The following is a 14,906-nucleotide window of genomic DNA, read 5'->3' on the forward strand; positions in this document are numbered from 1 at the left end:
TTATTCAAACATGCAAATGAATGTTATAATGAAGTGGTTATTCAAATGACTATTAGATTGAGGAGATCACATGAAGAACAGACGAAATCAAAAAATATATCGTCTTTGGGCACACGTGTATGATCGATTCATGGATCAACCATGGTTTCGTTCGGCACGACAAAAGCAGGTTCAACTTGCAGAATTGGCACCTAAGGATCAAATCTTACTCGTTGGGATCGGAACCGGTCTCGATTTACCTCACATGCCTGAGGATATTGAGATAACTGGAATTGATTTAACACCAGAAATGCTTAATAAGGTGGAGTCGTACATAGACACCCACCAGCTCACGCTCAAAGTGATGAATGCTGAAAACTTGGAGTTTCCTACACAAACATTTGATAAAATTTTTTTGAACTTGATCCTAAGTGTAGTCGAAAACCCTCGACAAGCTCTGTCAGAAGCACAAAGGGTAGTAAAGTCAGAGGGGAGTATTTGGATTTTTGATAAATTTAGTAGAAGCCCTACCCATGTAGGGATGTTTCGTAAGAGCTTAAATGTACTCACACAAACTTTAGGTACAGATATCAATCGCTCGATCGAAGAGATATTGGAAGGAACGGATTTAGAAAAAGTGTATGATGAACCTGTACTAGGTGGAGCTTATCGGATTATTCAGTTGAAAAAGAGTTAGTGTAGATGAAGCAAGAGATAGACTTTTTAAAAATAAACACCTTTTGACTTGTTATATCAAAAGGTGTTATTGTTGCTACTTCATCTTTGTTACGATGGGTTCAGTGGTAATCTCATCTTCCATTGTTATTGGATAGTAATTGAGATGTTCAATAGTCCATTTTTTTGCTTCTTCATCATAATACATATAAAATTCTATGTATTGATAAGCATCGGAGTCAAATCCGTCTCTTGGATCATAGATTTCTTGATATTTCAATTTAACGGGGATCGTAATTTTTTTTGGATTTGTGTCATAAGACTCAATTCTTTCGTCATAAAAAACTTGAGTTTCTTTGAGTTTGATTTTTATTTTGGTCTCTTGGTAGTTTATTTTATTTTCGATTTGAGAAGCGAAATATCCTGTTCGGTTAATGGTAGTAAATACAGATATATCCCTTTGGATATGAGCTTTTTCTAATTCTTTTCCAAATGTATTGACTGTTTTTACTACCCCATCTGCCGTTTCTTTGGATGCAAACCAATCTTTCCCTACTTCCTCTTTTCGAGATTCTTCTCTAAGGTAATTTTCGAATATTGCACCTAATCCGAGGGAAAATGTGAAAACTTGGGCATACCCATAGATATTTTGAAATAACAGGAGAATCAATCCGAATTTAAACATTTTACTTTCTAAACCATAATTAAAACGTCTTCTCCCTAGTAAAACGCCTGCCGCTCCTCCTAAGAATGCGACGAGAAAAATGGCACCACCAGATTTCCGAAAATATGATAAAGATGTTAAACCTTCAGTAGTCTCCCGATAAGCTTGTACCTGTTCAGTTCCTATTGATCTATACCCAGCTATATTAATTAAGACCAAATAGAGGAGTGGAGGAATAGCTAGTATTATATAGTAACTGTTGAATACATATCCAATAACTAGAAAGACTGGGATTGCAAAAGAGGCGATTGATAGAATGATAAAAACTAGTAAGCATCCATTAAACCGAGATACTCCATTAGTATGATACATTGCTTGACCTCCGTGTTCATTTATTTATTTGCAAGGCTAAACGAAAAATCATATAAATTATAATTTAACCCCTATTGCCAAAAAAATAAATATATAATTTCCCGTTTTAGGACAGTGAGTAAATGGTATGTTGTTCTAAATGTATCCATTCATAAACTGTAACTCATAAAGAGAAATTTACTTTAAAAGGTTGGCATCGGTTCGATAAGCTCCAGTTGTCTGTAATGATTCTTGTGCCTTTTTTAGACATAATAAAAGACGCCTCCCATATGTAATCTGCTATTTAAGCACGAAAACACATTAGAAGACGTCTTGTATTTGCTTCGACCTTTGATTCGAGATCATGTGTGATTGAAATATTTTTTTCTGGATTTGGCGCGCCTACCAAGATTCGAACTTGGGCACCTGGTTCCGGAGACCAGTGCTCTATCCCCTGAGCTATAGGCGCAAAAAAGGAAGTTAACAAATAAGATTATAACATGAAAATAAAATAAATAGCAAGAGAAAAACGCTTCATTCTATCAATAGATTTTTATCATAAATATACAAGAAGAGGAGTTAGGGATTGGTTTGATTAGGGCTTCAAAATCACACTAAGTCTATGGTAGAATGGGGAAAAATTTGCAGGGGGAAATGTCACCTTATTTTGTGGTAAAATATAATTAATTGATAAGAGCAAACTTTGATGATTTTTTACCAACATATTTGATGAAGCTATAATTTTTCGTCATCCTTTTACTACTTAATATTAAGATTGCGGAGGTGGTCAGGTGGCTTTACAGATGGATTTTGGCTTGGTGCAAGAACAGCGTTTGAAACTGGTGATGACCCCTGAGTTAAGACAAGCGATTCAAATCTTACAATTCTCCGCTACAGACCTGCACCAATATATTCAGGAGCAGATGACGGAAAATCCTATGTTGGAATTGACGGAGCCGAACAGAGAGTTAAGTTTCTCGGTCCAGAGAAGGCACAAGAGTTCATCCCGCTCTTCGTCGACAGACTCCGACTGGATCGGTCAAGTGTCTGCTTCTTCCCCTTCTCTAGCGGAGGTGTTAGAGGAACAGCTTTTTGACTATTCATTACCTGAGCGAATGAGAAAGATTTGTCAATATCTCATTTATAGCTTGGATGAACGTGGTTATTTGGATATTGATTCTGCCGAATTTTGTAAGCGCTTTCAAATAGGGGTACCACTACTTTGTCGATGTATCCATGTCATTCAAGCCATGGAGCCAGCGGGTGTGGGGGCTCGTTCATTGGCAGAATGCATAGTTCTACAACTGCAGAGACAAGATCCCATTCATTCACTGGCGATTCAAATGGCAAGTGACCATTTACAAGATATCGCTGAAGGTAGATGGGGAAAAATAGCTCAAGCCCTACAGGTGGATGTGGAGGAAGCAAGAGCTGTCTTGGAAGTGATTCGAAAGTGTAACCCTTATCCGGGAACGCAATATTCTGTAGAGCGTCCTCATTACATTTTCCCAGATGTGATTGTGGAGAGTCGTAATGGGGAGTTTGTTGTTTCGATCAATGAGAGTACCTACCCAGATCTAACAGTGAGTTCCTACTATCAAGATTTGATTCGCTATAAAGATCGTTTGAAGGAAGAAGAAATGCAATATGCAAAGAACATGATGCAATCAGCTTTGTGGTTGGTTAAGGGAATTAAACAACGAAAAGATACCATGGTTCGAGTTTCAGAAGTGATTGTCTCTAAACAAAACGAGTTTTTTTGTTCAGGGATTGACTATGTTAAACCATTGAATCTGAAGCAGGTAGCGGAACAATTACAACTTCATGAATCGACGATTAGTCGGGCGACCCAAAACAAGTATATGGAGACTCCGCATGGGTTATTTCCGTTCCGTTTTTTCTTTCCTTCAGGACTCCCAACCTCTTTTGGAGAAGAACTATCTACTCAGTCTGTAAAAAGTAAAATTCAACAGATTATACAAGGAGAGGATCACAAGCGTCCTCTTTCAGATCAAAAAATATCTAATCTTCTTCGGCAAGAAGGGATTCAGATCTCACGAAGAACAGTAGCTAAATATAGAGAAGAGATGGGAATTGCAGCTTCAATCATCCGGAAGCGAACTTATTTTTTATGATACTATTTCGTGATGTTCTAACACTCTACGTCGATCAAAACTTGTCAAACCTTTTGGGGAGAGATAGACTATAGATATAGTCTTCTTCCCAAGAAGGGATTTTTTTACCTATAGTGGGACGTTTTTTATATATACGGGACTTAATTTGTCCAGGGGTGAAGCGATGGAGCAAATCTTAAATATCCAACAACAGTTGTTACCAGATCTTGTTGAAGTCATGCGTAAACGATATGAGATTTTACGTCATATACAATTAATGCAACCAGTAGGACGTCGAAGTCTTGCAACAACCCTCCATTTAACGGAGCGTGTGCTTCGAGGGGAAGTTGATTTTTTACGCATCCAAGGATTGATTCAAGTAGATTCGATCGGGATGCATTTAACCCCTAATGGAGCTCAATTAGTCAGTCAGATGGAACCTTTGATTAAAGAGCTATTTGGGTTGGCTGAGCTCGAGTTAGAACTTCAATCCTATTTAAAGGTAGGAAAAGTAGTAGTCGTTCCGGGAGATGCTGATCAGTCCGATTGGGTGAAGATGGAGATGGGGCGTACAGGCGCACAAGTTCTTAAACAGTTAGTTGATGGGGAACAAATAATTGCTGTAGCGGGTGGAAGTACGATGTTAGCTGTTGCAGAGATGATGATGCCAACCCCGGTGTTTAAAATGAGTACGTTTGTCCCTACTCGAGGAGGAGTGGGTGAAGCGGTGGAGTTGGAGGCGAATTATATTGCGTCTCTCATGGCTAAAAAAACGGGTGGAAAATATCGATTGATGCATGTTCCAGATCAATTAAGTGAAGAATCCTACCAAACTTTAATCCGCGAGCCACAGATTCAAGAAGTGCTTCAGTGTTTACGGTCAGCTCATATTGTGCTACATGGTTTAGGAGATGCCAAAAGAATGGCACTACGCCGTCAATCATCCCATGAAGTGATGGAGCAATTAAAGGCTGAAGGGGCTGTAGGAGAAGCATTTGGATATTATTTTGATTCACGAGGCGAGATCGTTCACCACATCCAAACAGTGGGGTTGAGGCTTCAAGATGTGAATCATGCCGTCAAACGAATCGCTGTGGCGGGGGGGATAAGTAAAGCGGCAGCTATCTCTGCAATTTGTCCAACATTAAAACAAGATGTATTGGTTACGGATGAAGGAGCTGCACGAGCTATTTTACAGAAAAGAAGTTTCTAATCGGATCGATAAGGCCATCTCTGGATGGTCATAATATCTATTGAGAAAATGGGAGGAATCCATCATGAAAAAAACAAGAGTGGGTATCAATGGTTTTGGTCGGATTGGTCGATTGGTGTTTCGGGCTATGCTAAACCATCCGAATTTGGAAGCGGTAGCAGTGAATGATTTGGCAGATGCGAAGACAATGGCACATCTTTTAAAATATGACTCTGTACATGGGCGACTTCAGGAAAAAGTAGAAGTGACGAACGATGGATTTAAGATTGAGAATCAAGAAATCAAGGTAACTGCAGAGCGTGACCCTGCCCAACTGGGCTGGAAAGAAGCTGGCGTGGAGTTGGTGATCGAATCGACAGGACGTTTTACTAAACGGGTTGATGCAGAGAAGCACCTAAAAGCTGGAGCTAAAAAAGTGATCATCTCAGCACCTGCTAAAGATGAGGATTTGACGATTGTGATGGGGGTCAATCATGAAAAATATAATCCATCCATTCACCATGTGATTTCGAATGCTTCTTGTACAACCAACTGTTTAGCTACATTTGCTAAAGTGCTCCACGAAAAATTCGGCATTCGACGTGGTTTAATGACGACCGTTCACTCTTATACCAATGATCAACAAATCTTGGATCTACCTCATAAAGATTTACGTCGTGCTCGTGCTGCGGCTGAATCGATTATTCCTACAACAACCGGTGCAGCCAAAGCAGTCTCTCTCGTACTCCCCGAACTAAAAGGAAAGCTGAATGGCTTTGCCATGCGAGTCCCAACCAAAAATGTATCAGTTGTTGATTTGGTAGCTGAATTGGAGGAAAAAGTGACCTTAGAAGAAGTTAACCAGGCATTCAAAAAAGCGGCTGAAGGAGAGTTAAAAGGTTTTCTCAATTATTCAGAAGAGCCATTAGTCTCTATTGATTATAATGGTGATCCTCACTCAGCAACAGTGGATGCTTTGTCTACGATGGTATTGGAAGAGGATCTCGTCAAAGTTGTCGCGTGGTATGACAATGAGTGGGGTTACTCGAATCGGGTCGTTGATCTGGCCGATTATATTGTGAGTCAAGGATGATTACTCCTTGATTCACCTTACATGGCTTTGTGCCACTTTTGACTCCACTTGAGCGAAGCAGAGAAACAGCAACCCGATGGGATCTGGATCATAATGTGACTAAAAATGGCTTATATAAAGTTATAAATGACTTTTCCCCCTTGCCACATAAGTCTCACAAAGGAATATAAGCTATACTGTTTAAAAATATGTTATACTCATTGAGGAATCTTACAGGAAATCATATGAAAGGCAGGAGTACCATGAACAAAAAATCAATCAAAGATGTAGACGTTCGTGGCAAACGGGTTTTTTGTCGTGTTGACTTTAATGTTCCGATGGAAAATGGTGCGATTACCGATGATACTCGGATTCGTGCTGCTTTGCCAACGATTCAATATTTAATAGAACAAGGGGCTAAAGTGATTCTAGCGAGTCATCTGGGTCGTCCCAAAGGAAAAGTTGTTGAAGAGATGCGCCTTACTCCTGTAGCTATTCGCCTTGCTGAGTATATTGGCAAACCAGTAACCAAAGTGGACCAAGTGGTAGGTGCAGAAGTAGAAGCAAAAGTATCAGAAATGAATGATGGCGATGTATTACTTCTAGAAAATGTGCGTTTTGAAGCCGGAGAAGAGAAAAATGACCCAGAGTTGGCAAGGGCATTTGCGAACTTAGCTGATGTCTATGTTAATGATGCCTTTGGAGCTGCGCATCGGGCACATGCAACTACGGCTGGGATCGCTCAATATTTGCCTGCCGTGTCTGGCTTTTTAATGAATAAAGAATTGGAGACGCTCAGTCGAGCTCTCAATCATCCGAAACGTCCTTTTACTGCTATTATTGGTGGTGCTAAGGTTAAAGATAAAATCGGTGTCATTGAAAATCTATTAAATAAAGTGGATAACCTAATCATTGGTGGGGGTCTTGCCTATACGTTTGTACGTGCACAAGGATATGGGATTGGAACCTCTTTGTTTGAGGCAGATAAAGAAGAGCTAGCCAAGAGATTTATCGAGGAAGCAGAAGAGAAAGGTGTTCGTCTCTATCTTCCCATCGATGCTGTGATTGCCAATGAATTTTCAGCTGAACCTTCTCGTGTCGAAACTGTAGATATTGATCAGATTCCTGAAGATATGAAAGCGCTCGATATCGGTCCAAAAACGAAAGAATTATTTGCTGATATCGTAAAGTCTTCTCAATTAGTGATTTGGAATGGTCCCATGGGTGTGTTTGAATTTGATCAGTTTGCAGAAGGTACCAATGAAGTTGCGAAAGCGCTTGCAGAATCCGAAGCCTTTTCCATTGTAGGTGGCGGAGATTCGGCCGCAGCGATTGAAAAAGCTGGACTCGCCGCAGAGGTTGATCATATTTCAACAGGTGGAGGAGCCTCTCTCGAACTATTAGAAGGGAAAGAGCTTCCAGGAGTCGCTGTACTAAATGACAAAGAATAGGTGGTGTGGAGTATGCGCACTCCAGTCATTGCAGGAAACTGGAAAATGCACAAATCGGTTGCAGCTTCCAAAGAGTTTGTATCTACATTAAAAGGGATGGAATGGCCTAAAACAGTAGAAACTGTGATTTGTGCACCTTTTTTGGCGCTTCCTGAACTTGTGAAAGATACAGAAGGTACACAAATTCGAATCGGAGCACAGAATGTCCATTGGGAATCACAAGGTGCTTTTACAGGTGAAGTGAGTGTAGGGATGTTAAAAGCATCAGGGATTCAATATGTGATTATTGGTCACTCTGAACGGCGTACATATTTTGCAGAGACAGACGAAATGGTGAATAAAAAAGTAAAAGCGACTCTTGCTGGTGGCTTGACTCCTATTGTCTGTGTGGGTGAAGGTTTGGAAGAAAGAGAAAGTGGACAGACCAAAGAAGTCGTTCAGCATCAAGTGAAGGCTGGACTTGACACATTGTCTTCTGAGGAAATGAAACAAGTGATCATCGCTTATGAACCGATCTGGGCGATTGGGACAGGTAAAGCATCCACGGCCGAAGATGCTGAAGAAGTGATTAGCTTTATCCGCAAAACAGTTGCTGATCTTTTTGATCAACAAGTGGCTAATGAAGTCCGCATTCAGTATGGGGGAAGTGTGAAGCCTGAAAATATTCGTACTTACTTAGCACAACCCAACATTGATGGGGCTCTTGTTGGTGGGGCTAGCTTAGACCCACAATCATTTTTTCAATTACTCCAAGGTGCTGGAGCAGGTGAACATTCATGAGTCGTCGAAAACCCGTTTTACTTTGTATTCTAGATGGATTTGCATTGCGTGAAGAGCATGAGGGGAATGCTGTAGCTCAAGCGAAAAAGCCGAATTTCGATCGCTTTTGGAACCAGTTTCCACATACCACTCTACAAGCAAGTGGACAGGCTGTGGGGTTACCTAAGGGACAGATGGGGAACTCTGAAGTGGGGCACTTAAATATAGGTTCAGGTCGGATCGTTTATCAAGATTTAACGCGAGTCACAAAAGCGATTGATGAAGGCTCCTTTTATGACAATGAAACGTTTCTCGGTGCGATTAAACATGTAAAAGAGAAGCAAAGTCGCTTACACCTGTACGGTTTGTTATCCGATGGTGGGGTACATAGTCATATTAAACACTTGTTTGCACTTCTCGAATTGGCGGCGAAAGAACAGGTACAAGAAGTGTATGTTCATGCCTTTTTAGATGGACGGGATGTCTCTCCAGATAGTTCGCTCCGTTATATTGAGCAACTGCAAGCGAAAATGAAAGAACTGGGAACAGGTAAAATCGCTACTGTTCAAGGTAGATATTATGCGATGGATCGAGATAAACGGTGGGAACGAACCGAAAAGTCGTATCAAGCCATGGTATATGGAGAGGGACCTACTTATACAGATCCACTCCAAGCAGTCAAGGAGTCTTATGAAAAATCGGTATTTGATGAATTTGTCATGCCAACAGTGATTGTAGATGATCAGGGACAACCGGTTGGGCGCATCCAAGATCACGATTCGGTGATTTTCTATAACTTCCGTCCGGATCGTGCGATTCAAATCTCATTAGCATTTACCAACGAAGACTTCCGTGGATTTGATCGTGGATCTCAGCAACCGAAAGATTTATATTATGTTTGCTTAACTCATTTTAGTGAGTTAGTAGACGGTTATGTCGCTTACAAACCCACCAACTTAGATAACACATTGGGTGAAGTTATCTCTCAAAATAACCTGAAACAGTTGCGGATTGCGGAAACAGAAAAATACCCACATGTCACCTTCTTTTTTAATGGAGGTCGTGAGGAAGAGTTTCCAGGTGAAGAGAGGATTCTGATCAATTCTCCAAAAGTAGCAACCTATGATTTAAAGCCTGAGATGAGTGCTTATGAAGTTACGGATGCTTTATTAAAAGAGATCAAGGCAGATAAATATGATGCGATTGTCCTTAATTTTGCCAACCCTGACATGGTTGGGCATTCAGGAAAATTAGAGCCGACGATCCGCGCAGTAGAAGCTGTAGATGAATGTCTTGGAAAGGTGATCGACCTAGTGTTAGAAAAAGGTGGAACTGCCATTATTACTGCGGACCATGGGAATGCAGATATGGTGTTAACGGAAGAAGGTCGTCCTTTTACGGCTCATACCACCTTCCCAGTTCCTTGTATCGTGACTGTCCCAGATATTCAATTGCGTTCAGATGGAATTTTAGCGGATTTATCCCCAACTCTCCTCCATCTCTTACAACTGGAACAACCGAAAGAAATGACAGGTACGTCTTTAATTCAATCATAAATTGGAGGAATGAACATGACCACTATTGTTGATGTTTATGCTCGTGAAGTTTTAGATTCTCGTGGAAATCCAACCGTTGAGGTAGAAGTTCTTCTCGAATCAGGTGCTGTAGGTCGTGCGATTGTTCCATCTGGTGCATCTACAGGAGCTTATGAGGCCGTTGAATTACGTGATGGGGATCAAGGTCGTTATTTAGGCAAAGGTGTGTTAAAAGCAGTTCAAAATGTCAATGATCTCATCGCACCACAAATCGAAGGCTTAGATGCAACCGACCAAGTAGCAGTTGATACAGCGCTTATTCAGTTGGATGGCACACCAAATAAAGGTAATCTCGGAGCCAATGCGATTCTGGGTGTATCGATGGCGACCGCACGTGCAGCTGCCGACGCTTTAGGTATTCCATTGTATACGTATCTGGGCGGATTTAATGCCAAAGTATTACCTGTTCCGATGATGAACATTTTAAATGGTGGTGCCCATGCGGATAACAACGTGGACATCCAAGAATTTATGGTGATGCCAGTCGGAGCTACCTCCATCACAGAAGCAGTTAGAGTGGGAGCAGAAATCTTCCACCACCTCAAAGCGGTTCTTAAAGAGAAAGGATATTCCACCAGTGTCGGGGATGAAGGTGGTTTTGCACCCAACCTTTCCTCCAACGAGGAAGCACTACAAACCATTGTCTCCGCTATTGAACGTGCTGGATACAAACCAGGTGAAGAAATAATGCTAGCACTTGACGTGGCTTCTACTGAAATCTACAAGGACGGAAAATATCACTTTGCTGGAGAAGGAATTGTTCGCACCTCAGAAGAATTAGTCTCCTTCTACGAAGAGTTGGCACAAAAATACCCAATTATCTCCATCGAAGATGGCTTGGCTGAAGACGACTGGGATGGTTGGAAGTTACTCACTGATCGTCTTGGTAAAAAAGTTCAATTGGTCGGTGACGACTTATTTGTAACCAACACGGAACGATTGGCAGAAGGAATCGAAAAAGGTGTGGGTAACTCCATCTTAGTCAAAGTAAACCAAATCGGAACCTTAACCGAAACCTTTGATGCGATTGAAATGGCTAAACGTGCGGGTTATACCGCGGTGATCTCCCATCGTTCTGGTGAGTCCGAAGATACTACCATCGCTGATATTGCAGTCGCTACAGGTGCAGGACAAATCAAAACCGGTGCACCTTCTCGTACCGACCGTGTAGCTAAATACAATCAATTGATCCGGATCGAAGATGAATTGGATCACACAGCCCAGTATCCACAAACATCTGCTTTCTATAACTTGAAAAAATAAGGTTTATAAAAAGATACAGACCTGAAATATGCATATAAGTCCATTTCAGATAGCTTAAATACAGTCCTATCAGTCGTACTTAACCTCCTATTGATCCGTGGTCATCCACAGATAGTAGGAGGTTTTTGTAGTAATTAAATGTAATCAAAGAACAAGCCAGAGATTAGTTTTTCTATGCTAAACTATTGAAAATAAGTAGACATACATATCAATTGGAGGAAATATGAAGAAGTTTAAACGATTTATAAAGAGGTTTTCTATCTTCTTATTGATCTTGATCGCTTTCATGTATCTAAATAATAGCTCTTTGTTTACTGCATCTAGAGATCAAGCTCCATGGTTGTTAGCACACAGAGGGTTGGCACAAACATTCCCGATGGAGGGAATCACGAACGACACCTGTACGGCTGAGAAGATTGATGAACCCGAACATCCTTTTATAGAGAATACAATTCCTTCAATGGAAACCGCATTTAAAGCAGGTGCAGACATTGTGGAGTTTGATATTCAACCAACGAAAGATGGCCACTTTGCTGTTTTTCATGATTGGACACTTGAATGTAGAACAAATGGTAAAGGTGTTACAAGGGAACATACCATGGAAGAGCTAAAACAACTAGATATCGGATATGGTTATACAGCTGACCATGGAAAAACATTTCCCTTTCGTGGCAAAGGTGTAGGACTCATGCCTACGCTAGATGAAGTGTTAACATATTTTCCTGAAGAGTCATTTCTCATTCATATAAAAAGTAATGATCCTAAAGAAGGGGAGCAACTAGCTAAATATCTCTCTGGACGATCCAAAGAACGTTTACGTCAACTCACTGTATATGGTGGAGACGAACCGATTCAAACACTAAAAGAAAAGCTTCCAGAACTTCGTGTCATGTCGAAGGCGACGATGAAAAGTTGTATGATACCTTATATTGCCATTGGTTGGACAGGGTTTGTTCCTTCTTCTTGCCAAAATACACAGATTCACATTCCAGAGACATATGCTTCGTGGATGTGGGGATGGTCAGATCAGTTCTTAAATCGGATGGAGGATGTTGATACACGAGTCATAATAGTAGCTGGTGATGGTGGTTGGTCAGAAGGATTTGATAAAGAACAAGATTTAGAACGCCTACCGAAAAATTATAGTGGTGGGATTTGGACGAATCGTATCGATGTCATCGCTCCAATGATTAAAAAGTAAAAGTAGTAAATGGAGCTTCTTGTTTCATGAACAAGTCTGATTTTTATTTTGGAAGAATGATTGCTTGTGTGAAGGAAGTCAGGATAAAGTTTATTGTCCTTTATGACCCCTTGTATAGAAAATTCTAAAGCTTTTCCATTCTATGATTGAATGAGTCGATCTTTTCTTGAAAAGGCTTGTGAGATATGGTACATTTACTGAAGTGAAATAGATGGCAAGGAGGTCAAGTCATGGTTATTGCATCTAAAATTATCCTTGCGATCATCAGTGTCGGACTGATCGCCGTTGTACTTCTTCAATCTGGTAAGAGTGCAGGTCTGTCAGGCGCGATTGGTGGGGGCGCCGAACACTTGATGGGAAAAGCAAAAGCACGTGGTTTTGATGCTTTCTTAAGCAAATCCACCACTGTATTAGCTATTCTCTTTATGGTTTGTGCATTGGTGGTTGCATTTTTTGTTAAATAACATTGAACTGATCTTGACATCGAAAAGGCCGTCTTAGTTGGGCGACCTTTTTTTGTTCTGTTTTACTCTTTTTTTTCATGTGGGAGATCATTAGATGGTTGTGTTCGTAATAGTTCTAGCGTCAAAAGAAGTTGTCGATATTCTTGTTCATTTAGCTGATGAATGGAGGACACTTTCTCTTTGACTAGTTGAACCAAGTCACCTCTCACTTTGTTATCATGATCATCTGCGTCAGTGCGATCTAAATACTGGATGAAATGAGTGGCGACACTGGCCGTGACAGAACCGATTAAGCCAATCCCTGTAAACATCAAAATGACTGCAATCACTCTTCCACCGATTGTCACAGGAGAGATATCCCCATAGCCCACGGTGGTAGTGGTTACAATCGCCCACCAAATGGCATCCACAAATGATTGCAAGCTCGAATTGACCCGTCCTTCAATCAAGTAAACACCTGAAGCTCCCCAAAATACAATCCCCGCCACAATGATCAAGGAGAACTTCACTTCTTTACTTCTGAAAAAAGCACTGAGTACGGAAGACATTTTGATCAGCCGAATCAAACGAATCAATCGCATCAACCGAGCGATCCGGAAAAAAGCATCAAAGGGGATCATGGAGATTAAGTCAAACCAGTGGCTTTTTACGAATTTCCATTTTTCTTTGGCAAACATGAATCGAATGCTATACTCTATCGCGAAAAACCATATCAGTGCATAGTCAATCCAGTTCATATTTTCTTGTGTGAGATAATCGGGAATGGCATCAAATGAATTTTGGATGAGTAATATGCCATAAGTAAGAACGAAAAAGGCGATAACGATTTCATAGATCGTTTTCCAATTCAATTTCCAACTTAGGTCGGCTTTCAACCAATTCATCATAAAGCTTCCCCCCAGACGGACCATTCGTATCTCTCTATTTTTTGCTACATTTCATTTATGATTCAAACCAATCACCTATTGCAGATCATTTTCTTTTCAGTTATAATATGTATCGTCTGGTGATGATGGCGGAGGGGACCCACTCGTTCCCATCCCGAACACGATCGTTAAGCCCTCCAGCGCCGATGGTACTTGGGGTGCAGACCCCCGGGAGAGTAGGACGTTGCCAGGCACCCAGTCACTCCAATATGGGAGTGGCTTTTTTTGTTTCTACCACTTTTTTGTTGTATGCTATGAAAAGAAAAGTCATTAGAAATAAAAAAATGCGGGTAAAGAATGACTAAACCTAGCAACAATCAACATACCAAATCATTTTCTAATATAAAATGACTCAATATTACGGCAAAGTAGAAATGTGTGGAGGTGCTTGATGATGGAAATCATTCAACGATCACCCGATCCTTTTTTTTATAAAGGTGGGAAAACGGGTATTTTACTGATACATGGGTTTTCAGGTTCGCCTTCTGAAATGAGGCCGATGGGGGAATACTTTAAGGAACAAGGATATACAGTTTGCGCTCCTTTACTTGCGGGTCATGGGACGACCCCTGAAGATATGGAGAAAACATATTGGCCTGACTGGTGGCAAAGTGTTTTAGATGCTTATGAGCGAACACTTCCAGAAGTGGAGGAGTTATTTGTAGCTGGCTTGTCAATGGGAGGAGCTTTATCTTTATACTTGGCCTCCCAAAAATCTGTCGCAGGTGTGATCCCTATGTGCGCTCCCGTTTGGGTTCAGGATCGACGTGCTGTTTTTGCCGGTGTTATTCATCATTTTATTCCATACAAAAAGAGGAAGATTCGAAGAGCTGAAGAAATCGAAAGGCATATGGTTACGTATGATCGCACTCCAGTCAAATGCGTTGGAAGTCTAAATCGTTTAATTCGTATGGTTCGCCAACAGTTACCCAAGGTTTCTGCACCTGCACTCGTCATTCAGTCCCAGATGGATGAAGTAGTTGTTCCTAAAAGTGCCGAATATATACATGAGCACATTTCATCGACAGAAAAAGAGCTGTCTTGGTATGAAAAATCTTCGCATATTATCACGTTGGATAAAGAACGAAAAAAATTATTTGCAGAAGTAGATGGTTTTATCCAACGACATTCTCAGTTTTCAAATCTGCATCAATACCGTGATGTTAAACCAGTATAAAGTGAGGTGACAGCCTGTAACCA

Annotated in this window: 13 protein-coding genes, 1 tRNA gene and 1 rRNA gene; 12 read left to right on the top strand and 3 right to left on the bottom strand. The window is 40.9% G+C overall.

Features of this window, described 5'->3' with window-relative positions; genetic code table 11:
- The first annotated feature begins 70 nt into the window (after positions 1-70).
- Positions 71-676 carry a class I SAM-dependent methyltransferase gene (locus tag EDD58_RS04750; RefSeq protein WP_131923695.1) on the top strand — a complete coding sequence of 202 codons (606 nt, stop codon included), beginning with the start codon at positions 71-73 and terminating at the stop codon, positions 674-676.
- A gap of 75 nt (positions 677-751) precedes the next feature.
- Here the strand turns inward: EDD58_RS04750 and EDD58_RS04755 are convergent, their stop codons facing one another.
- Both EDD58_RS04755 and EDD58_RS04760 read right to left on the bottom strand, forming a co-directional pair.
- Positions 752-1,690, bottom strand: coding sequence for a hypothetical protein (locus EDD58_RS04755; RefSeq protein WP_131923696.1), 939 nt, complete (start codon positions 1,688-1,690; stop codon positions 752-754).
- A 373-nt stretch (positions 1,691-2,063) separates the two neighbouring features.
- Positions 2,064-2,138, bottom strand: a tRNA-Arg gene (locus EDD58_RS04760).
- A 322-nt stretch (positions 2,139-2,460) separates the two neighbouring features.
- On the opposite strand from EDD58_RS04760, the gene rpoN reads away from it, so the two are divergent.
- The 9 genes from rpoN (at position 2,461) to secG (ending at position 12,780) form a co-directional block, all read left to right on the top strand.
- Entirely contained in the window at positions 2,461-3,804 is a 1,344-nt protein-coding gene (gene rpoN / locus EDD58_RS04765) for an RNA polymerase factor sigma-54 (RefSeq protein WP_131923697.1), read from the top strand.
- Positions 3,805-3,967: 163 nt separating this feature from the next.
- A complete protein-coding gene (locus EDD58_RS04770; RefSeq protein ID WP_131923698.1) occupies positions 3,968-4,996 on the top strand; it encodes a sugar-binding transcriptional regulator in 1,029 nt (342 codons plus the stop codon).
- 64 nt (positions 4,997-5,060) lie between these two features.
- Positions 5,061-6,068 carry a type I glyceraldehyde-3-phosphate dehydrogenase gene (gene gap / locus EDD58_RS04775; RefSeq protein WP_131923699.1) on the top strand — a complete coding sequence of 336 codons (1,008 nt, stop codon included), beginning with the start codon at positions 5,061-5,063 and terminating at the stop codon, positions 6,066-6,068.
- Between the two features lie 242 nt (positions 6,069-6,310).
- Positions 6,311-7,498 (top strand): phosphoglycerate kinase, encoded by a 1,188-nt coding sequence (locus EDD58_RS04780; protein ID WP_131923700.1) that lies wholly within the window; start codon positions 6,311-6,313, stop codon positions 7,496-7,498.
- A 12-nt stretch (positions 7,499-7,510) separates the two neighbouring features.
- The gene (tpiA, locus tag EDD58_RS04785; protein ID WP_131923701.1) at positions 7,511-8,278 is read left to right on the top strand and encodes a triose-phosphate isomerase; all 768 of its coding nucleotides are present in this window, start codon (positions 7,511-7,513) and stop codon (positions 8,276-8,278) included.
- Positions 8,275-9,813, top strand: a complete 1,539-nt coding sequence (gene gpmI / locus EDD58_RS04790; protein WP_131923702.1) for a 2,3-bisphosphoglycerate-independent phosphoglycerate mutase — start codon at positions 8,275-8,277, stop codon at positions 9,811-9,813. Before tpiA ends, gpmI begins: the two co-directional genes overlap by 4 nt.
- Positions 9,814-9,828: 15 nt before the next feature.
- Entirely contained in the window at positions 9,829-11,115 is a 1,287-nt protein-coding gene (eno, locus tag EDD58_RS04795) for a phosphopyruvate hydratase (RefSeq protein ID WP_131923703.1), read from the top strand.
- Positions 11,116-11,338: 223 nt separating this feature from the next.
- Positions 11,339-12,316: a glycerophosphodiester phosphodiesterase family protein gene (locus EDD58_RS04800; RefSeq protein WP_131923704.1), complete on the top strand. Its 978-nt coding sequence runs from the start codon at positions 11,339-11,341 to the stop codon at positions 12,314-12,316.
- 230 nt (positions 12,317-12,546) lie between these two features.
- The gene (gene secG, locus EDD58_RS04805; RefSeq protein ID WP_131923705.1) at positions 12,547-12,780 is read left to right on the top strand and encodes a preprotein translocase subunit SecG; all 234 of its coding nucleotides are present in this window, start codon (positions 12,547-12,549) and stop codon (positions 12,778-12,780) included.
- Positions 12,781-12,842: 62 nt separating this feature from the next.
- Here secG and EDD58_RS04810 read toward each other — a convergent pair whose 3' ends face one another.
- Complete coding sequence (locus EDD58_RS04810; RefSeq protein ID WP_165875798.1) at positions 12,843-13,664, bottom strand: ion transporter; 822 nt, start codon at positions 13,662-13,664, stop codon at positions 12,843-12,845.
- Positions 13,665-13,782: 118 nt separating this feature from the next.
- Here EDD58_RS04810 and rrf point away from each other — a divergent pair.
- Both rrf and EDD58_RS04820 read left to right on the top strand, forming a co-directional pair.
- Positions 13,783-13,899, top strand: a 5S ribosomal RNA gene (rrf, locus tag EDD58_RS04815).
- 201 nt (positions 13,900-14,100) lie between these two features.
- Positions 14,101-14,883 (top strand): alpha/beta hydrolase, encoded by a 783-nt coding sequence (locus EDD58_RS04820; RefSeq protein WP_131923707.1) that lies wholly within the window; start codon positions 14,101-14,103, stop codon positions 14,881-14,883.
- Positions 14,884-14,906: the final 23 nt, after the last annotated feature.

Source organism: Hazenella coriacea, assembly GCF_004341825.1.
In the GTDB taxonomy this organism is placed as follows: Bacteria; Bacillota; Bacilli; order Thermoactinomycetales; family Thermoactinomycetaceae; genus Hazenella; species Hazenella coriacea.